Raw genomic sequence first — 19942 nt, forward strand, 5'->3', positions numbered from 1 at the left:
ACTGGCGATTGAAGGGTTCCGGCATCCGCGCGCAGCATCGGGATGCCGAAGGGTGCGTGCTACCATTTGATTCGTTATCACATCCCGATTGGGTACGAGGTCAACTTGAGTCTCGAGATGCAATGCGCGATACCGCCCGCGACGCTGGTGATCGCCTCGCGTGAGAGCCGGCTTGCGCTGTGGCAAGCCGAGCATGTGGGCCGTGCGCTGCACAAATTATATCCGTCTTGCGACGTAAAGATCCTCGGTATGACCACTCGCGGCGATCAAATTCTGGATCGCACGCTGTCCAAGGTGGGCGGCAAGGGGTTGTTCGTCAAGGAATTGGAGAATGCATTGGCGGATGGTCGCGCGGACCTGGCGGTTCACTCGCTCAAGGACGTACCGATGAGGCTGCCCGATGGCTTCGCGCTGCCGGTTGTCCTCACGCGGGAAGACCCGCGTGATGCGTTCGTGTCGTCGCAATTTACCTCGTTGGCGCAATTGCCAGCGGGCGCCGTGGTGGGGACATCGAGCCTGCGCCGCGAGGCGATGTTGCGTAGCCGCTATCCGCATCTGGTGATCAAGCCGCTGCGCGGCAATCTGGATACCCGGCTGGCCAAGCTCGACCGGGGCGACTACGCGGCGATCATCCTCGCGGCCGCTGGGCTCAAGCGGCTTGGCCTCGCAGCGCGGATCCGCACGCTGCTGGATCCCGCCGACAGCCTGCCGGCGCCCGGTCAGGGGGCGCTCGGCATTGAGATCTGCGCCTCGCGCGCCGATCTGCACCCGTGGCTGGCGCCGTTGTGCGACATGCGCACGGCGCTGGCCGTGGAAGCCGAGCGGGCCGTGTCGCGCGCACTCGGTGGCAGCTGCGAGGTGCCGCTCGCCGCGTATGCGCAGTGGCAGGGTGATGTGCTGCAACTGCGGGCGTCGGTTGCCACGCCCGACGGCAGCCGCGTACTGGCCGCGCAGGGCAGCGCGGCGCCGACGGATACGGCCGGTGCGCTGGCGCTTGGCTTGCACGTGGTACAGCAGTTGCAGGCGCAGGGTGCGATGCAAATCGTGCAGCAACTGCTTGACGCGTCGCGCGACGGAGCCGCGTGATGGGGGGCGGCCAATCGTGACGCAGGCGTCGCTTCCTCCCACGTCGCAGTCGGCGGCCGCGGGCGACGCCGGCGCTCCTGTCGCGGCACGTCCGACTGTGGTGATTACGCGCCCGGCAGGACAGAGTGCTGAACTGCTGACCGCGCTTGCCGCAACTGGGCTTGATGGCTTCGAGTTTCCGCTGATCGACATTACTGACGCAACGGACAATGCGCCGCTGGTCGATGGGTTGCTCGACCTCGAGCGTTATGCGCTGGCGGTATTCGTCTCGCCAAACGCGGTGGATCGCGCATTCGCGGCGCTTGCCGCCGCGCGGCCGAAGGCATCGCCGGAAAGCGCATCCCCAGTGGACGTACCGCCCGCGGATGCATTGTCGGCGGACGCCTCGTCAGCCGATACGCCGTCGGCGCATGCGTCGGCCGCCACCGTGCCGCCGCCCGCTTTCTCGTGGCCGACCACGGTACCGGTCGCTGGCGTGGGTCCAGGCACGGTGCGGGCGTTGGCGCGCCACGGCGTGCAGCCGCACACGCATCGAATCATCGCACCCGGCGATGCGGTGCGCGTCGCGCTGCAGGCGCCGGTGTACGACGGTGGCGCGGGTGTTTCCTATGCTGGCGAGCCGCCGCGGCGCGACGATACCCCTGCGGTGCAGGTCTCGTCCGACTCGTATGCGAGCGGCGATGCGCCGCGCTACGATTCCGAGGCGTTGATCGACGCGCTTGCCACCGCCTTTGCGCCGCACGGGCTCACCGCGTTGCAAGGGCGGCACGTGTTGCTGGTGCGCGGCGACGGCGGCCGCGAGTTGCTCGCCGAGACGCTGCGTGCGCATGGCGCGATCGTCCAGGCGCTCGGTGCGTACCAGCGACGGCTGCCCGAACCGAGCTTTGACGCGTGGCAACGCGTGCACGCGCTGCTTGCCGGCCAGCCGCACGCCTGGGTATTGACCAGTTCGGAAGGCGTGCGCAACCTGGAGGAGCTGGCGCGCGAGCATCTGAATCGCGACGAGATTGTCGCGCTCAAGCGCGCCCCGATTGTCACACCCCATCCGCGCATCGGCGATACGGCGCGCAAAGCGGGTTTTGATACGATTACGGTGTCCGGTGCCGGCGATCAAGCGATCGTCGGCGCGCTGCGCACGGTGTTTTCACCGATCACTCAAGCCGCTTCCTTCTCGAAGACTCAATCGCAATCGGCTCAATTAAGCATGACAGATTCTAAAGATTCCCAGCCAGCGCCAGGTGGGGCGCCGCAAGCAGCGCAACCGGCGCGCCCTGCCGCGGCCAACGTCCCACCGGCTGCACCCTTTCCCCCGTACGAATCGAAGCGCCGCCGCCGCTCAGTCAGCACGGCGCTCGCCTGGATCGGCGCGGTGTTGGTGCTGGCGGGCGCAGGCGCAGGCGGCTACGTGCTCGAACGCAAGGTCGAGCGGCTGCAGCAGCAACTTATCGTGCGCCAGCAGGCCAGCGACGCGCAAAGCCGCGACACTCGGCTCAAGGCCGACGAGGCCGCGAGCGCGGTACGCCAACTCGATTCGCAGCTGGCCCAACTCGCCGGCCGGGTCGGCGACGTGCAGACGCAGCATCAGGCCCTGCAGGCGTCGTTGCAGGACTTGGCAAAGGACCGCGACGATTGGACGCTGGCCGAAGTCGAGCAGACAATTTCGTCTGCTAGCCAGCAACTGCAATTAACCGGCAATGTCGGCTTGGCGTTGTTGGCGTTGCAAAGCGCGGACACGCGGCTCGCGGCATCAACGGGCGCGCAGGTCATCGCGGTGCGCAAGGCGATCGCGCAGGATATCGACAAGCTGAAGGCTGCGCCAAGCGTCGACCTGGCGGGACTCGCGATCAAGCTCGACGATGTGATCGCGCAGGTGGACGCCTTGCCGTTGGCCGGCGAGGCGCCGGCTGTGCCGCTCAAGTCGCGTACCGGCACGCCGGCGGACGTGGCGCAGGTGGCCGCTGCCAATGGCGAGCCGCGCTGGAAGGTATGGTGGCATACATTCGCGGCCGACGTCATGGCGCAACTCACCGGTCTCGTACAGGTGCGCCGCATCGACAACGCGGACGCGATGCTGGTCGCGCCAGACCAGGGCTATCTGTTGCGTGAGAATGTGAAGCTGCGGCTGCTGTGCGCGCGCGTCGCGCTGCTCTCGCGCGACGAGAAGCTGATGAAGGCGGACTTGCAGGCCGCGCAGCAGGCGCTCGCGCGGTACTTTGATCCGTCGGCACAGGCCACGCATAACGCGCGTGAGCGGCTCGATCAGGTTCAAAAAGGTGCGGCGCACATCGAGTTGCCGAACCTGGAGGCGAGTTTGAATGCCATCCATCAGAACAAGGGCCGAGGCTGAACGATGGCAATTCGAGCAATCTTGTGGTTGATGGCACTATTCGCGACCGCCGTGCTGCTGGCGCTTGTCGGCGCACACGACGCGGGGCAGGTGCTAATCATTTGGGCGCCTTATCGGATCGATATCTCGCTGAACTTGTTCGTGGCGGCGCTGGTCGTGTCGTTCGTCGTGCTCTATATCGTCGTGCGCTCGATTCGCGCGGTGCTGAAAATGCCCGAACGAGTCGCGGCGTACCGGGCACGCGTGCGGCTTGCCAACGCGCACCAGGCGCTGCGTGAGGCGATTGGTAACTTGTACGCGGGGCGTTTTTCTCGCGCGGAGAACGCCGCGCGCGAGGCCAGTGCATTTGACGCAAATAAGGCGCCAGCCGGCCTGATCGGTGCAGCCGCCGCACATCGCATGCGCGAATTCGCGCGTCGCGATGAATGGCTGGCGCAGGTGACCGACAACGATTGGCAAGAGGCGAGGTTGATGGCCAGCGCCGAATTGCGCGCGGATGCGCGTGATGCCGACGGGGCGTTGGCGGCATTGACCGAGATGCGTGCGCAGGGTGGGCGGCGCATCCATGCGTTGCAAATCGCGTTGCGTGCGCAGCAGCAGCTGAAGAACTGGGCGGAAGTGCTCAAGCTGGTGAAGACCCTGGAAAAGCGCGAGGCGATCCACCCGGCGGTGTCGGTGCACCTGAAGCAACTCGCCGCCGAGCATCTGCTGCGTGATCGGCGTCACAACCCCGACGCGCTGCTGCAACTATGGCAATCGCTGAGTGCGGCCGAGCGCCAGTCGCCCCGTATCGCGGACTTGGCCGCGGAATTGTTGATCGCGCTGAACCGCCCGGCCGATGCGCGCAAGATCGTCGAGGAGGCGCTCGCGCATCATTGGGATCCTAGGCTGCTGCGCCGCTACGCCGACTGCGCGGACGACGATCCATTGCCGTTGATTCAGCGCGCGGAAGCCTGGCAGAAGGAGCGTCAGGACGATCCCGACCTGTCCTTTACGCTGGGACGCCTGTGCCTGCAGCAAAAGCTGTGGGGTAAGGCACAAGCCTTCCTCGAGCAGGCGCTTAAGCTCGCCGCGGACAATGAGCCGCTGCAGATTCGTGCGCACCGGGCGCTCGCACGCCTGCATGAGCAGTTGGGCAACGCGCAGCAGGCCGCCGAGCACTACCGTGCCAGCGCCACGGCGATGAATGTTGTTTAGCTGGCGCCGCGGCGATGGCCGTATTGGACCGCTGGCGGATCGTATGCACGGGTTGCCAGTGGCGTGCGTGCTCGCTTGCTGACGGCGGCCGTATTCAGTGGCTGGCGCCCCCGCCATGCTGACCCGTGGGCGATGGCAGTCTGCGCGTGCCGGCGACGGCTGTCCTGTACCGCCGCGCCCGCTAGCGCGATACGAGGCGCTTGGGCACGCTGAGCGTCACCAGCGAGCCGAGCACTATGGAACCCGCCACCCAGTCCATGCCGGAATCCGTGCTGCTGGTCAGGTCTTTGAGTCAGCCGATGAGGGACGGGCTTACGAAACCGGCTGACTGCCTAACGAGTTGATCATCGCGAGGGCTGCGGTGTGCTGACCATTATCGCGCCGAGTTCGCGATGATCGGACGAAAGCCAAGCCGTGCAGCCGGATCGGACACCTCGTTACCCGATCGCAGCAGGTCGGTTGATATAATCGGGCTTTCGCCTCCATCGTTCGTTCTATCGTTAACAGGAAATTCGACATGAGCTTCGATCACGTCCCACCCGGCAAGGACCTGCCGCACGATTTCAACGTCATCATTGAAATTCCGGCGCAAAGCGACCCAGTCAAATACGAGGCGGACAAGGATCTGGGCCTGCTCGTCGTAGACCGTTTCATCGGCACGGGAATGCGCTATCCGGCCAACTACGGGTTCATCCCGCGAACGCTCGCCGGCGATGGTGATCCGGTCGATGTGCTGGTGATCACGCCCTTTCCGTTGCTGGCGGGCTCAGTCGTGCGCTGCCGCGCATTGGGCATGCTGAATATGACGGACGAATCCGGCCAGGATGCGAAGCTGATTGCTGTGCCGGCCGACAAGATCTGTCCGATGACCGCGCACCTGAAATCGGCTGACGACGTACCGGCTTATCTGAAGGACCAGATCAAGCATTTCTTCGAGCAGTACAAGGCGCTCGAAAAAGGCAAGTGGGTCAAGGTCGAAGGCTGGGAAGATATCGCCGCCGCACACAAGGAGATTACCGACGGCATCGCGAACTTCAACGAGCAATAAACGACGCGCCGTGCCGGCGGCGTTGGCCGACACGCCTGTCGATGACAACCCGCCGGGGTCGGACCGACTCGGCGGGTTTTTTGCGGGTGCGGCGAGTTCGTGTGGGATCGCGGCGGCGCGCGCCGCCCGGTCGTTCAGACGAGACCGGCCGCAGCCGCCTAAGCGGCTTCGGCTTCGACCGTCTGCGGCATCGCGCTAGCGAGGATCATGGCGTCGACGTTGCGGGGCCTGGGCTCGCGTTGTGCCGGCCGGTACACGAGATCACCGCGCCGCACCGGCTGGCCGCTCAGCGCGCATTGGCCATCCTGTTCCGCGGTGGCGACACGCCAGCCCTGGTAACCATAGTGGCAGGTCGCCGCATCGGACCAATACACGATGGCGGTGACGCTGCTAGGCCGGTCGATGATGCGGATGATCGGCTTGCCGGCCGCGACCTGCCGCCCAAGCGGCACCACGGCGGTATGCTTGCCGCGCTGTGCCGGGCGTGTGCGGCGGGTGGTCTGGAGCGGGGGGACGGCGACAGCGGGGCGGTCGGCAGCGCTCTCGCGCGCACGGGCGCCGAGGCAGCGGACGGTCTGCTGCCAAGGATCCGCGTGTTTTGCAATAGCAGTCATGGCGATGGTTCCGAGCATTCTCTAGCACGGACGTTACGCCGCAGGCCCGCTCGGATAAAGATCATTATTGTGAATTCTCTGTCTTGCCAGCGCAAACAATCGGCGTGAGCGCCGCGCGGTGGGCGTTGCGGCGAGGCCAGGCGCGGCCCTTGCTACGCGTGCGGCAACGGACGGCGGCCCTGCGCAAGTGCCCGCTTCTCGCTGGCGGATAACCGTTTGACGTGATATTCGACGCGTGACGCGCTGGAGCGGTCAGCCATTGCGAAGGTAGCGAGCAGTCGCACGGGTTTGTGCGAGCGTGTATAGCGGGCGCCGGTGCCGTCCTGATGCTTGGCGAAGCGAGCCTGCACGTCGACGGCGATGCCCGTGTAGATGCTGCCGTCCGCGCATTCGATCAAATATAGGTGCCAGGTCATGTCAGTATGCCGTGTCGGCGCCGCGCCGGAACGGATCGTGTTCGCGCAACTCATCCACATAGCGGTGTATGCCGCCCGCCTCGCTGTTCAGGAACTGGGCGACAGCGTCCGCGAATGCGGGATGCGCGAGCCAGTGCGTCGAATGGGTGACGGTGGGCAGGAAGCCGCGCGCCATCTTGTGCTCGCCTTGGGCGCCGCCCTCAAATGTGGCGATGCCGGCCTCGATGCAAAATTCTAGCGGTTGGTAGTACGCGGTCTCGAAGTGCAAACATGGGATGTGCTCGAGCGCACCCCAGTAGCGTCCGTACAACGTGCCCCGGCCTTGCCCTCGCGACGCGGATGTATCGCGGTCATAGACCAGTAGCGCGCTGGCGATCGGCGCGCCAGCGCGCTCGGCGATCACCAGCAGCAGGTTGTCAGGCATCGTTGCGCCGATCATCCGGAAAAAATCTAGATTCAGGTAGGGGCTCGAATGATGCTCGCGATAGGTCTGCCGATAGCACCGCGAGAAAAATGCCCATTGTGTGGCGGTGATGGCCTCGCCGGGCACGCGGCGCAGCGTGACGCCGGCGTCACGCACCTGGCGGCGCTCGGCACGGATGTTTTTGCGCTTCTTTTGCTCCAACGTGGACAGGAAGTCGTCAAAATTCCGATAGCCTTGGTTGAGCCAGTGGAACTGGACGCCCTCGCGCAGCAGCATGCCCATCTCGACCAGCAGTTCGGCCTCGCGCGGCGAGGGGTACAGCACGTGCAGCGACGACACGTGGGCCTGCTCGGCCGCGGCCAGCAGCGTGGCCGCCAGATGGCGGCGCGCATCGTCGTTGTCCGCGAGCAGCCGCGTGCCCTGCACCGGCGTGAACGGCACTGCGCACAGCAGTTTCGGGTAGTAATGCAGTCCGTGCCGCTGGTAGGCATCGGCCCACGCCCAGTCGAACACATACTCGCCGTAGCTATGCTGCTTCACGTAGAGCGGCGCGGCTGCCGCAAGCACCTCGCGCGACTCCGGGCCCTCGTTGCGCCACAGCGTGACGAATTGGGCCTGCCAACCGGTGTCGGCCACCGCGCATTGCGTTGCATCCAGCGCATGGAGGAATTCATGTCGCAAGAACGGCGTGGGCTGTGCCTGCCGCGCGAGCAGCGCATTCCATTGGCATGCGTTGACCTCGTCCAGTGACGCGAGAATCCGCGTGCGATAATCGCCCATGCGCTGTGAAGCCAACTCGCTCATCGTTCGTCCATGAAAATCGCTCTTGCCCAGATCAACGTGACCGTCGGCGACTTTGCCGGCAATATCGCGAAAATCGTCGCCGCCGCGCAAACCGCCCATGATGCCGGCGCGTCGCTGATGATCGCACCGGAACTGGCGCTGTCCGGCTATCCGCCCGAAGACCTGTTGCTGCGTCCGGCGTTTTACACGGCAAGCCATGCGGCGCTCAGCGAGTTGGCCGCTCAGCTCTCGCGCTTTGCCGGACTGCGCGTGTTGGTCGGCCATCCGTATCGCAGTGCACCGACAGGCGATGTTAATCCAAATAGGCCGCTCGAGCGCGGCGTGCCGCCGGTGGACACGTTTAACGCAGCATCGCTGCTGGCCGAGGGTCGAATTGTGGGCACCTACCGGAAGCAGGAACTGCCCAATACCGAGGTGTTCGACGAAAAGCGGTATTTCGCGTCGAATCCGCAACCGTTCGTGTTCGAGCTGGAGGGCGTGAAGTTTGGCGTCATCATCTGCGAGGATGCGTGGCATCCATCGGCCGCGTTGCTGGCGAAGGCGGCGGGCGCCCAGGTGCTGCTTGTGCCCAATGGCTCACCGTATCACGTGAACAAGGAGGATGTGCGCGTCGATATTCTGCGCGAGCGCATTCGCGAGACCGGCATGCCGGCCGTCTACTTAAATCTGGTCGGCGCGCAGGACGAGCTTGTGTTTGACGGGGGCTCGTTCGTGCTCGATGCGCATGGCGAGCTAATGGCACGCCTGCCGCAATTCGTCGAGCAGACGGCGATTGTCGAGTTTGACGGCGCACAGGCGCAACGTGGCGAGATTGCGCCGCGCGAATGCGTCGAGGCGCAGGTTTATGCTGCGCTGGTGCTCGGCGTGCGTGATTACTTGAACAAAAACGGATTTCCAGGAGCGATCATCGGGCTGTCCGGCGGCGTGGACTCGGCGCTGGTACTGGCCGTCGCGTGCGACGCATTGGGTGCCGAGCGCGTGCGCGCGGTCATGATGCCGTCCCGCTATACCGCGGATATGTCCATGTCCGATGCAGCGGAGATGGCGCGGCGCGTTGGCGTGCGCTACGACGAAATTGCGATCGGTCCGATGTTCGACGCGTTCCGCGCATCGCTGGCTGCGCAATTTGCTGGCTTGCCCGAAGACGCCACCGAGGAGAACATTCAGGCCCGCATTCGCGGTACGCTGCTAATGGCGCTGTCGAACAAATTCGGCTCGATCGTGCTGACCACCGGCAACAAGAGTGAGATGGCCGTGGGCTATTGCACGTTGTATGGGGATATGGCGGGTGGTTTTGCGGTGATCAAGGATATCGCCAAGACACTGGTGTATCGGCTGTGCCGCTATCGGAACGCGGCGACCACGTTTGCCACGCGCGACATTATCCCGGAACGGATCCTGACCCGGGCGCCATCGGCCGAGCTGCGCGAGAACCAGACCGATCAGGACAGCCTGCCGCCGTATGAAGTGCTGGATGCGATCATGCGAATGTACATGGAGGAGGATCGGTCGCTGGAGGGCATCGTTGCGGCCGGCTATGCTCGCGACGATGTCCAGCGGGTCACGCGGCTGATCAAGATCAATGAATACAAGCGGCGCCAGGCGCCAATCGGGATTCGCGTCACGCACCGCGCATTTGGTCGGGATTGGCGCTATCCGATTACATCACATTTCAGCGAGGCATCCTGAGCATGCGCGGCAACGGCGCGGCACCGCCACGGTGCGCGATGCGGTGCTGCGGGCGGTGGGGTCGTGCATGCGCTCGCGCGCCCCGCGCGCGCTGGTTAGAATAACTTCATTCCATTTCAAGCGGACAGGCGAGGCACACCATGAAGCGTATCACTGCAATCATCAAGCCGTTTAAGCTCGACGAGGTGCGCGAAGCGCTCGCACAGGTGGGCCTGACCGGACTGACCGTGACCGAAGTCAAAGGCTTTGGTCGGCAAAAAGGGCATACCGAACTCTATCGCGGTGCGGAGTACGTGGTCGACTTCCTGCCGAAGGTAAAGATCGAGGTCGTGGTCGCAAACGACCAGGTCGATCAGACGCTCGATGCGATCATCGGTGCCGCGCGTACCGGCAAGATCGGCGACGGAAAAATCTTCGTCGCTGACATTGAACGGGTGATTCGGATACGCACCGGCGAAGAGAACGAGGCGGCGGTCTGATTGACATCACCTGCGCTGCGTGGCATGCAGGCGACATGGCCCCCCTCAGCCACGCGGCTCCGGCTGCAGCAGCACGAGTACGGCACCGGCTCCGCCATCGTGCGCCCGGGCCTGGCAAAAGGCAATCACCTCGGCCTTTTGCGCCAGCCAACTGCGTACTTTGCCCTTGAGCACCGGCTCCTTGCCGATCGAGCCCAAACCCTTGCCGTGGATCACGCGCACGCAGCGCAGCCCCCGCTTGATCGACGCACGCAGAAAATCCGCCAGGGCTTCGCGGGCCTCATCGCGGCGCAGTCCGTGCAGGTCGATCTGCGCCTGCACGACCCACGTGCCACTGCGCAGTTTGCGTACGACGTCGGTCGCCACGCCCGGCCGGCAATAAGACAACGATTCATCGACGTCGAGTAGCGCTTCCGGATCGAATTCGTCGGACAGTGCCTCATCGAGCACGGCTTGTTCGTCGCGCTGCGTTTGCAGCGGCACGGGGGGCGGCTGCACGCGGTGCAGCGGCGCGCGACCGGAGGGCTTGAGCGGCGTGATGTCGCCAATCTCGCAGCGGAATTCGGTGGCGGCCGCTTGCGCGGCGCGCTGCTCGCGCTCGGCGTGGCGACGCGCCTGCTCGCGGGCCGTGGCGTCACTTTTGAGCATGTCGCGCAGCACGCCGAGCGATGCTAGGCTGGACAGGCGGCGCATGCCGGCGGCAGGGCCGGCAGAGATCGGCGCGGGTACCACCGCGCCAAGCGCGGCTCCCGCGATGGCGGATGGGGCAGCGGGCGTTGGCCGCGCCCGCACGCGGTCATTCGGATGGGTTTTTTCCTTTGGCATGGGTCGCCCTCGACTTTAATGCTGTCGCTGCGACGGTATCGCGCGACGCTCAGCGGTTGGCTTCGTGGCTCATCACGTGTGGCGCGGTCGTCTCATGGATGCTTTCCAGATAACGCTGTGCGTCCAGCGCGGCCATGCATCCGGTGCCCGCGCTAGTGATCGCCTGCCGATAGATGTGGTCCTGCACATCGCCCGCGGCGAACACGCCGGCGATCGACGTGGCGGTCGCATTGCCGTTCAGGCCGGCGTTCGTGACGATGTAGCCGTTACGCATTTCCAATTGGCCCTCGAAGATGTCGGTATTCGGCTTATGGCCGATCGCTACGAACAGGCCGTGCACCGCCAGGTCGGCGCTCTCGCCAGTCTTTGTATGCTTGATGCGCAGGCCGGTCACGCCCGAATCGTCGCCGAGGACTTCATCGAGCACGTGGTTCCACTTGATTTGAACGATGCCTTCCTGCTCCTTCGCGAGCAGTCGATCGATCAGGATCGGCTCGGCGCGGAACTTGTCGCGACGGTGGATCACCGTGACCTTCTTCGCGATGCCCGACAGGTACAGCGCTTCCTCGACGGCGGTGTTGCCGCCGCCGATCACCGCGACATCTTGATTCCGGTAGAAGAAACCATCGCAGGTCGCGCATGCGGACACGCCCTTGCCCATGAACTGCTGCTCTGACGGCAGGCCCAGGTATTGGGCCGACGCGCCAGTCGCGATGATTAGCGCATCGCACGTGTACTCGCCGGAGTCGCCGATCAGCCGCAGCGGCCGCTCATCGAGCTTCGCGGTGTGAATGTGATCGAACACGATTTCGGTATTGAAGCGCTGCGCGTGCTCGAGCAGCCGCTGCATCAGTTCCGGACCCTGTACGCCGTTCGGGTCGCCGGGCCAGTTCTCGACGTCGGTGGTCGTCATCAACTGCCCGCCTTGTGCGAGGCCGGTAATCAGCATCGGCGATAGATTGGCTCGCGCCGCGTAGACGGCGGCGCTGTAGCCGGCCGGGCCGGAGCCGAGAATCAGGACTTTCGCGTGCTTGCGTTCGGACATGGCGGTCGATCCTTGTAGGACGGCGGTGCGCAAAGCCGCACCGCGCGGCAATGCGTGGGTGATGTCGGACCTAACATTATAAAGGGGCTGGCCGGCATTGGCCTGATTGCTCTTTTGCATCGGTGTGATAACCCCGGCGCCCATCGGCACGATGTTTTGCCACCTATCGGCGTGATAGCCCCGGCGCCCATCGGCGCGATGTTCCGCCACCTATCGGTGTAATACTCCGCCACTCATCGGCGCGATACCCCGCCACTCATCGGCGTGATACCCCGCCACTCATCGGCGCGATACCCCGCCACTCATCGGCGCGATATCCTGCTACCCCTTGGCGCGATGCCCCGATGTTCGGCGGTGCTTGGGCGGCTCGCGCAGCACGCTGGTGCGCGCTTGCAACACCGGCCTTACAACTTGTTGCGCGGCGCGCCGGTCCGACCGTTTACAATGAAGGCGCTCGAACTCCGGCGGCTGTATGTCGCTCTCTTGTCGATTCAATGGCGAAATCCACGTATTCTCCCGGGACACAAGCTTTACCGCATCGTCTGTCGCGTTTGCTGAGCGAGATCCGCTGGCTGCTGCAGGTCGCGCTCGGCCTGTTCCTGTTAATGGCGCTGGTCAGCTACAGCCGGCGCGACCCAAGCTGGACGCATGCTGTGCAGGTGGACCGGATCGCGAATTGGGGTGGCCGTGTCGGTGCGTGGACATCCGACATTCTGCTGCTACTGTTCGGCTTGTCCGCCTATTGGTGGATCGTGCTGCTGGGACGGCGCATCGCCGACAATTACCGGCGCATCACGCGTCACGACGCGCTAGACGAGCCGGCTGCGCCGCGCGAAGGCGGCTGGTTGGCCGAGATGCTGTCGTTCGCGCTCGTGCTCGTGGCCAGCGACGGCCTCGAGGCATTGCGGATGTGGTCGCTCCAGGCCCAATTGCCTCGGGCACCCGGCGGCATCATCGGCGACGCGGTGGCCCGCGGCGTGCAGCACGCGCTTGGGTTCACCGGCGGCACGCTGGCGTTGCTGCTCGCGCTGGCGATTGGCCTGTCGCTGTTTTTCCGCTTTTCGTGGCTGTCGGTGGCCGAGCGCGTCGGCGAGGCGATTATCAACGCGGTTATGCTCGCGCAGTTGCGGCGCGACGAGAAGCGCGACCGCAAGGCTGGCCAGCAAGCGGCGGTCAAGCGCGAGGGCAAGGTCGAGCGCAGTCGGGTGCGGCTCGAGGAGCAGGAGCCGGTGACGATCGTGCCGGCCGTGGTGACGCCGACCAAGTCCGAGCGCCTCGAAAAGGAAAAGCAGGTGCCGCTGTTCCAGGACCTGCCGGGCGACGGCACGTTGCCGCCGCTTGCACTGCTCGACGCGCCACCGGCCACGCGGGAAACCGTATCGGCCGACACGCTCGAGTTTACGTCACGGCTGATCGAAAAGAAGCTGAAGGACTTCGGCGTCGAGGTCAGCGTGGTGGCCGCCTATCCCGGTCCAGTGGTCACTCGCTACGAAATCGAGCCGGCGACCGGGGTCAAAGGCAGCCAGGTTGTCAACCTTGCGAAGGACCTCGCGCGCTCGCTGTCACTCGTGTCGATCCGCGTGGTCGAGACGATTCCCGGCAAGAACTACATGGGCCTGGAGTTGCCGAACCAGCGCCGCCAAACCGTGCGGCTGACGGAAATCCTGGGCTCCGAGGTCTATGCGAGTGCGCCATCGCTGCTGACGATGGGGCTGGGCAAAGACATCGGGGGCAATCCAGTGTGTGCGGACTTGGCCAAGATGCCGCACCTGCTGGTGGCTGGCACGACCGGCTCGGGTAAGTCGGTCGGCATCAACGCGATGATTTTGTCGCTGCTGTACAAGGCCAGCGCGGAGCAGGTCCGCCTCATCATGATCGACCCGAAGATGCTCGAGTTGTCGGTCTACGAGGGTATCCCGCACCTGCTGTGTCCGGTCGTCACCGACATGCGGCAGGCCGGCCACGCGCTGAACTGGGCGGTCGGCGAGATGGAGCGGCGCTACAAGTTGATGAGCAAGCTCGGTGTGCGCAACCTGGCCGGCTACAACAGCAAGATCGACGACGCCGCCAAGCGCGACGAGAAGATTCCGAATCCGTTCAGCCTGACGCCCGATGCACCGGAGCCGCTCGAGAAGCTGCCGTTCATCGTGGTGATTATCGACGAGTTGGCCGACTTGATGATGGTCGTCGGCAAAAAGGTGGAGGAGCTAATCGCGCGTATCGCACAGAAGGCGCGGGCGGCCGGCATCCACCTCGTGCTCGCGACGCAACGGCCATCGGTCGATGTGATCACCGGGTTGATCAAGGCGAACGTGCCCACGCGCATTGCGTTTCAGGTATCGTCCAAGATCGATTCCCGCACGATCCTTGACCAGATGGGCGCTGAGTCGCTGCTCGGCCAAGGCGACATGTTGTATCTGCCGCCGGGCACCGGCCTGCCGATCCGCGTCCATGGCGCGTTCGTCTCCGACGAAGAGGTTCACCGTGTCGTCGAGAAGCTCAAGGAGCAGGGCGAGCCGAATTACATCGACGGCATTCTGGAAGGGGGCTTGGCTGGCGAAGGTGACGAAGCAGGCGGCGCGGGAACTGGCAACGCGGATGGCGAGTCCGATCCGTTATATGACCAGGCTGTCGAAGTCGTGCTCAAGCAGCGCCGTGCGTCGATCTCGCTGGTGCAGCGTCACCTGCGTATCGGCTACAACCGCGCCGCGCGGCTGCTCGAACAGATGGAGCAGTCGGGGCTGGTCTCGGCAATGGCGTCCAATGGCAATCGTGAAATACGGGTGCCGGCGCGCGGCGATGACGACTAAGTGCCTCGAGCGGTGCGAGGGCAAAGGTCGGCATGGTTGCCGCCGGGTGCCACGGACTGTGCCGGATGCGTTACGTGCATGAAATCAACACAGGAAACGCTTTGATGATGGGATCGCTTTTTCGCGCCACGCGGGCCGCGGCGACAGGCGCATTGATTGCCTTGGCCGCCGTGCCGTGTGCGCATGCCAGCGGCACGGCGCAATTGAAGGCGTTTGTGGCACAGGTGCGTTCGGCCGATGGCGAGTTCGTCCAGCGCCAGGTCAAGGCAGCCGGCGGCAGTGCGTCGCAGGCGCAGGGCCAGGCGGCACGCACGTCGATGGCCACGTCGAGCGGCACATTCCGCTTTGCGCGGCCGGGCAGGTTCGTGTGGGCGTACCAGAAACCGTATGAACAACTGCTGCAGTCCGACGGCGACAAGCTGTATGTCTGGGACAAGGATTTGAATCAGGTGACTGCGCGGGCACTCAATGGCGTGCTGGGCGCCAGCCCGGCTGCCATCCTGTTCGGCAGCAACGACCTGGAAAAGAACTTCACGCTGCGCGATGCGGGCGTCAAACAAGGCATCGACTGGCTTGAGCTGGTCCCGAAATCAAGGGATACGCAGTTCGAGCGCGTCGGCATTGGTTTTCGCGACGGCAACCTCGAGGCGATGGAGTTGCATGACGTGTTCGGCAATGTGACGCTGCTCACGTTCTCAAACATCCACAAGAATCCGGCGCTGCCCGCCAATACATTTAAGTTCACGGTGCCGAAAGGCGCCGACGTGATCAATGGTTGACCGGTGCCGGGCGAATTTGCGGCGGCGCGCGGCGGGCGTGCCCACACGGGCGTATTGGCGGCTGCCATAATGCCTGCACGTCGTTGCGAAGTGATCCGGTAAGTCCATGTTCGAAGATACCCGCACCGCCGTCCCGCTGGCAGAACGGCTGCGCCCGAAGACGATCGACGAGGTCATCGGCCAGCGCCACCTGCTTGGCGAAAATAAGCCGTTGCGGGTGGCGTTTGAGTCCGGCGAGCCGCATTCGATGATACTGTGGGGGCCGCCTGGCGTGGGCAAGACGACGTTGGCGCGCTTGATGGCCGCCGCATTCCACGCCGAATTCATTGCGCTGTCCGCTGTGCTCTCCGGCGTCAAGGATATCCGCGAAGCGGTCGATCTGGCGCAGGCCCATCGCGCGCGTGGGCGGCAGACATTGGTATTTGTCGACGAAGTCCACCGCTTCAACAAGAGCCAGCAGGATGCCTTTCTGCCGCACGTGGAGTCCGGCTTGTTCGTGTTCGTCGGCGCCACGACCGAGAATCCCTCGTTCGAGGTCAACAGCGCCTTATTGTCCCGCGCGGCGGTCTATGTCCTCAAGAGCCTGGACGATCATGAGCAGCGCGCATTGCTCGAGCGTGCGTTCGCCGAATTGGGCGGCGGGTTGACCATCACGGACAGCGCGCGCGACGCGCTGATCGGCTCTGCCGACGGTGACGGACGCAAGTTGCTCAACAACGTCGAAATCGTCGCACGCGCCGCATACCGTGCGAAGACTACGTCGATCGACGATACACTGCTCGGCGCGGCGTTGGCCGACAATCTGCGCCGCTTCGACAAGGGCGGCGATGCGTTCTACGACCAAATCAGCGCATTGCACAAATCGGTGCGGGGCAGCCACCCCGACGGTGCGTTGTATTGGCTGTGCCGGATGCTCGACGGGGGCGCCGATCCGCGGTATCTTGCGCGCCGCATCGTGCGTATGGCCTGGGAGGACATCGGGCTGGCCGATCCCCGCGCCGCGCGCATCGCGCTGGATGCGTCGGAAACGTACGAGCGGCTGGGCACCCCCGAAGGGGAGCTTGCCCTCGCGCAAGCGGTGCTGTATTTGGCCGTCGCGCCCAAGTCGAATGCCGGCTACAACGCATACAATGCGGCGCGACGGTTCGTCTCGCAGGACAGGTCGCGGGCGGTGCCGGTGCATCTGCGCAACGCGCCGACCAAGCTGATGAAGGAACTCGGCTATGGCCATGCATACCGCTACGCGCATGACGAGCCCGACGCTTATGCAGCGGGCGAGACATACTTGCCGGACGGCATGCGCGAGCCCGGCTGGTATGCACCTGTGCCGCGCGGACTGGAGCAGAAGATTGGTGAAAAGCTAGAGCGCCTGCGCGGGCTGGATCAGGCGTGGCACCGCGAGCACAAGCACGGGGAAGGTTGAACATAGGCTTGGTGCGCAGGCGCTGCACGTTGCGGCGTGATGGCAGTGCAGCACGCCGACACGCCGATACGTCGGCGCGGGGGCGTGACCGCACCCGGCCTCTGGGCTGCCGCGCTTCGTGCCGTCGGTAAGGTAAAATCTGCAGTTCATCCAACGTATTGCAAAGCTCCCCATGCTCGACATCACGCTGCTCCGCAAGGACATCGACGCGGTTGCCCAACGGTTGGCCGATCGCGGCTACACGCTGGACGTCGCCGCGTTCCAGGCGCTCGAATCCGAACGCCGTCGGCTCCAAACGCACACCGAGGACCTGCAGTCGCGCCGCAACAGCCTGTCCAAGCAGATCGGTGCGATGAAGGGACGCGGCGAGGATACTTCCGCAGTGATGGCGCAAGTCACGGGTATCGGCGACGAGATGAAGGCGTCGGCGCTGCAACTGGAGGAGGTCCAGGCGAAGTTGTCTGAGCTGATGCTTGGCATCCCGAATCTGCCACACGAGTCCGTGCCGGTCGGCGCGGACGAGGCGAGCAACGTCGAGGTGCGGCGCTGGGGCACGCCGCGCACGTTTGATTTTGCGGTAAAGGATCACGTGGACATCGGTGTGCCGCTGGGCGTTGATTTCGAGGCAGGCGCAAAGCTGGCCGGTGCGCGTTTCACGGTGCTGCGCGGCCAGGCGGCGCGCCTGCATCGTGCGCTCGCGCAGTTCATGCTCGATACGCACACGCAGACGCATGGCTATACCGAGTGTTATACCCCCTACATCGTGAACCCGGAGAGCTTGTACGGCACCGGCCAATTGCCCAAGTTCGCCGACGACATGTTCCGTGTCGAGAAGGGGGGCGGCGACAACAAGGTCACGCAATACTTGATCTCGACGTCGGAGATCTCGCTGACCAACACGGTGCGCGACAGCATCGTCGATGCGGATCGATTGCCGATCCGGCTGACCGCGCATTCGCCGTGCTTTCGGTCCGAAGCCGGCGCGTACGGGCGCGATACGCGCGGCATGATCCGGCAGCATCAGTTCGACAAGGTCGAGATGGTGCAGATCACGTCGCCGGACAGCTCATACCAGGCGCTGGAGGAAATGGTGGGGCATGCCGAAACGATCCTGCAGCGGCTGGAGTTGCCGTACCGCGTGATTACGCTGTGTACCGGCGACATGGGGTTCTCAGCGGCAAAGACGTACGATCTTGAGGTGTGGCTGCCGGCGCAGCGCGCCTATCGCGAGATTTCGTCGTGCTCGAATACCGAGGCGTTCCAGGCGCGCCGCATGCAGGCGCGGTTTCGCAACGCACAAGGCAAGCCCGAATTGGTCCACACGTTGAACGGTTCCGGGCTGGCAGTCGGTCGCACGCTGGTGGCGATTCTGGAGAACGGCCAGAACGCCGACGGGTCGGTCACGATTCCAACGGCATTGCGCCCCTACATGGGCGGCATCGCGCGGCTGGAGCCCGGCGCGTGAGCAGATAGGTGTAAAAGCCTGGCGCGTAAAAATCTGCTTGGAATTGCTCGACGGATTGTCTATAATCTTTGACTTCGCTGAGTAGCGACCCGATTGGCGAAGATCCAAATCTAGGAAAGGTGGCAGAGTGGTCGAATGCGCCGGACTCGAAATCCGGTATACGGTTCTCCCGTATCGAGGGTTCGAATCCCTCCCTTTCCGCCACAGACAAGGCCTTCAGCCGGATAAAGCCGCCCCCGTAGGCGGCTTTTCTATGCGTTGTGTCAAGCGCGCATCACAATGACCAAACACGGCGCCACTGTGTATGAATCAATTCCAACATTGATCATTTTGCTGGCAGCACTGTGTCGTACATTGAGTCAATGCTTTTCAAGGAAACCACACGTCGTATGCCTTTCAACGCTACGTAACGGCCCGGCATGCGTTGCCGGACCGCCTCGATTCTGAATATTAAATAAATACGCCGCGCCTTGAACACGCGCCCCTTAGTAAGCGGCGGACAATGCCCACCGGCGCGGCTGTGCAGGGGCAACTCACGAACCTTTCTTTACCTGTTCCTTCGCATCGCCCCACGTTTTCTGGGTCTTGCCGGCGGCCTGCTGAACACTCGCCTTTAMTCTCSTGGGCCTTGTTTCCGGTCACCTTCCCGGCAACTTCGTTGGCTTTTCCCTTGACTTGCTCGGTGACGCCTTTGATTTGGTCCTTGTTCATAGATTTCTCCTGTTTGATTGCCCGGCCTAATCGCAGGCCGGTATGTTGGTGGTGTTGCAAGCACCGTTCCTGCCCGGCTTGAACTACCGTCAGTGCCTTGCGCCGCTGCGCAGGCGGATTTCAATCAGGCGCTCGGGCCGAAGCCGATGGGCGGCGTACGATTCGCCGCGCGCTGCGGCCGCGGTGGCAAGCGACTCCCGGTCGGTCATCGTCGACTCGAGCGCTGGGTGTGGCGATTCGACTGGTGTGACAACGCCATGGTCCACCAGCTCGTAGTTATCGCGCAGCGCAATGAGCGGCAATTCGCCCCCGATGCGGCTGTCGAAGCCGCCAAGTCCACGGGCCGGCGTGGGGACAGCGTTGTCCAGCGTGGCCTGCGACACAATGGCCTGGATGTTTTGGCCTGTCTTCTTCGCCTCCGCGTTCTTGCCGTCGGTGTCCACCGTGTTATCGGTGGCATCGTTGTTGCGCAGGTCGGTGCCGCGTGGATGAGCCAACTGCACGGGGTCTGCGCGACCGTCGATGCCTGCGCGAGGCTCGTATGGCGTCGCACCGGGCGACGATGTGGATTGGCCCAAGCCGGCTTCTTTTCCGCTCGACGCGCGCTCGATGTCGTTCACTTGCGCGTGCGCCGTTTCAGTCTCGGGCTTTTTCAACAGGCTTTCGGCTGCCTGGCGTCGTTGCTCGGGCTGGGGCGGGTTTTTGTCTGTTGAGTCCATTGGATCGCTCCCATCGAATAATCACCCTCTTCGTGTAGCAAGCCTCGTTCCACTACAGTAA

The 19942-nt window shown here is 64.2% G+C and carries 16 protein-coding genes and 1 tRNA gene; 11 read left to right on the plus strand and 6 right to left on the minus strand.

What is annotated here, in order from left to right; translation table 11 throughout:
- Positions 1-117: 117 nt before the first annotated feature.
- The 4 genes from hemC to ppa all read left to right on the plus strand — a co-directional run bounded on the left by hemC (position 118) and on the right by ppa (position 5678).
- Positions 118-1086, plus strand: a complete 969-nt coding sequence (gene hemC, locus RBRH_RS16135) for a hydroxymethylbilane synthase (RefSeq protein WP_157864457.1) — start codon at positions 118-120, stop codon at positions 1084-1086.
- Positions 1058-3433 (plus strand): fused uroporphyrinogen-III synthase HemD/membrane protein HemX, encoded by a 2376-nt coding sequence (gene hemDX, locus RBRH_RS02610; RefSeq protein WP_255743447.1) that lies wholly within the window; start codon positions 1058-1060, stop codon positions 3431-3433. The genes hemC and hemDX overlap by 29 nt, the downstream gene beginning before the upstream one ends.
- 3 nt (positions 3434-3436) lie before the next feature.
- Positions 3437-4630, plus strand: coding sequence for a heme biosynthesis protein HemY (locus RBRH_RS02615; protein WP_013434384.1), 1194 nt, complete (start codon positions 3437-3439; stop codon positions 4628-4630).
- Positions 4631-5147: 517 nt separating this feature from the next.
- Positions 5148-5678: an inorganic diphosphatase gene (gene ppa, locus RBRH_RS02620; protein WP_013434386.1), complete on the plus strand. Its 531-nt coding sequence runs from the start codon at positions 5148-5150 to the stop codon at positions 5676-5678.
- 158 nt (positions 5679-5836) lie between these two features.
- Here the strand turns inward: ppa and RBRH_RS02625 are convergent, their stop codons facing one another.
- The 3 genes from RBRH_RS02625 to RBRH_RS02635 all read right to left on the minus strand — a co-directional run bounded on the left by RBRH_RS02625 (position 5837) and on the right by RBRH_RS02635 (position 7936).
- Complete coding sequence (locus tag RBRH_RS02625) at positions 5837-6292, minus strand: DUF3331 domain-containing protein (protein WP_041753107.1); 456 nt, start codon at positions 6290-6292, stop codon at positions 5837-5839.
- 152 nt (positions 6293-6444) lie between these two features.
- Positions 6445-6708, minus strand: coding sequence for a GIY-YIG nuclease family protein (locus RBRH_RS02630; protein WP_049786340.1), 264 nt, complete (start codon positions 6706-6708; stop codon positions 6445-6447).
- Position 6709: 1 nt separating this feature from the next.
- Positions 6710-7936, minus strand: coding sequence for a GNAT family N-acetyltransferase (locus RBRH_RS02635; RefSeq protein ID WP_013434389.1), 1227 nt, complete (start codon positions 7934-7936; stop codon positions 6710-6712).
- 9 nt (positions 7937-7945) lie between these two features.
- On the opposite strand from RBRH_RS02635, the gene RBRH_RS02640 reads away from it, so the two are divergent.
- Positions 7946-9625 (plus strand): NAD+ synthase, encoded by a 1680-nt coding sequence (locus tag RBRH_RS02640; RefSeq protein WP_013434390.1) that lies wholly within the window; start codon positions 7946-7948, stop codon positions 9623-9625.
- 140 nt (positions 9626-9765) lie between these two features.
- Entirely contained in the window at positions 9766-10104 is a 339-nt protein-coding gene (locus RBRH_RS02645) for a P-II family nitrogen regulator (RefSeq protein WP_013434392.1), read from the plus strand.
- A 45-nt stretch (positions 10105-10149) separates the two neighbouring features.
- On the opposite strand, the gene RBRH_RS02650 is transcribed toward RBRH_RS02645, so the two are convergent.
- Together RBRH_RS02650 and trxB are read right to left on the minus strand one after the other, a co-directional pair.
- Positions 10150-10929 carry a Smr/MutS family protein gene (locus tag RBRH_RS02650; RefSeq protein ID WP_013434393.1) on the minus strand — a complete coding sequence of 260 codons (780 nt, stop codon included), beginning with the start codon at positions 10927-10929 and terminating at the stop codon, positions 10150-10152.
- 49 nt (positions 10930-10978) lie between these two features.
- Positions 10979-11974 (minus strand): thioredoxin-disulfide reductase, encoded by a 996-nt coding sequence (gene trxB, locus RBRH_RS02655; RefSeq protein WP_041754062.1) that lies wholly within the window; start codon positions 11972-11974, stop codon positions 10979-10981.
- Between the two features lie 494 nt (positions 11975-12468).
- On the opposite strand from trxB, the gene RBRH_RS02660 reads away from it, so the two are divergent.
- The 5 genes from RBRH_RS02660 to RBRH_RS02680 all read left to right on the plus strand — a co-directional run bounded on the left by RBRH_RS02660 (position 12469) and on the right by RBRH_RS02680 (position 18655).
- On the plus strand, positions 12469-14784 hold the full coding sequence (locus RBRH_RS02660; RefSeq protein WP_041753108.1) for a DNA translocase FtsK: 2316 nt from the start codon (positions 12469-12471) through the stop codon (positions 14782-14784).
- Positions 14785-14888: 104 nt separating this feature from the next.
- On the plus strand, positions 14889-15563 hold the full coding sequence (gene lolA / locus RBRH_RS02665) for an outer membrane lipoprotein chaperone LolA (RefSeq protein ID WP_232509327.1): 675 nt from the start codon (positions 14889-14891) through the stop codon (positions 15561-15563).
- A gap of 106 nt (positions 15564-15669) precedes the next feature.
- Positions 15670-16986, plus strand: a complete 1317-nt coding sequence (locus RBRH_RS02670) for a replication-associated recombination protein A (RefSeq protein ID WP_013434398.1) — start codon at positions 15670-15672, stop codon at positions 16984-16986.
- 172 nt (positions 16987-17158) lie between these two features.
- Positions 17159-18451: a serine--tRNA ligase gene (gene serS / locus RBRH_RS02675; protein WP_013434399.1), complete on the plus strand. Its 1293-nt coding sequence runs from the start codon at positions 17159-17161 to the stop codon at positions 18449-18451.
- Between the two features lie 113 nt (positions 18452-18564).
- A tRNA-Ser gene (locus RBRH_RS02680) sits at positions 18565-18655 on the plus strand.
- Between the two features lie 596 nt (positions 18656-19251).
- On the opposite strand, the gene RBRH_RS02685 is transcribed toward RBRH_RS02680, so the two are convergent.
- On the minus strand, positions 19252-19881 hold the full coding sequence (locus RBRH_RS02685; protein WP_013434401.1) for a DUF3005 domain-containing protein: 630 nt from the start codon (positions 19879-19881) through the stop codon (positions 19252-19254).
- Positions 19882-19942 lie beyond the last annotated feature (61 nt).

The organism is Mycetohabitans rhizoxinica HKI 454 (assembly GCF_000198775.1).
Lineage (GTDB): Bacteria > Pseudomonadota > Gammaproteobacteria > Burkholderiales > Burkholderiaceae > Mycetohabitans > Mycetohabitans rhizoxinica.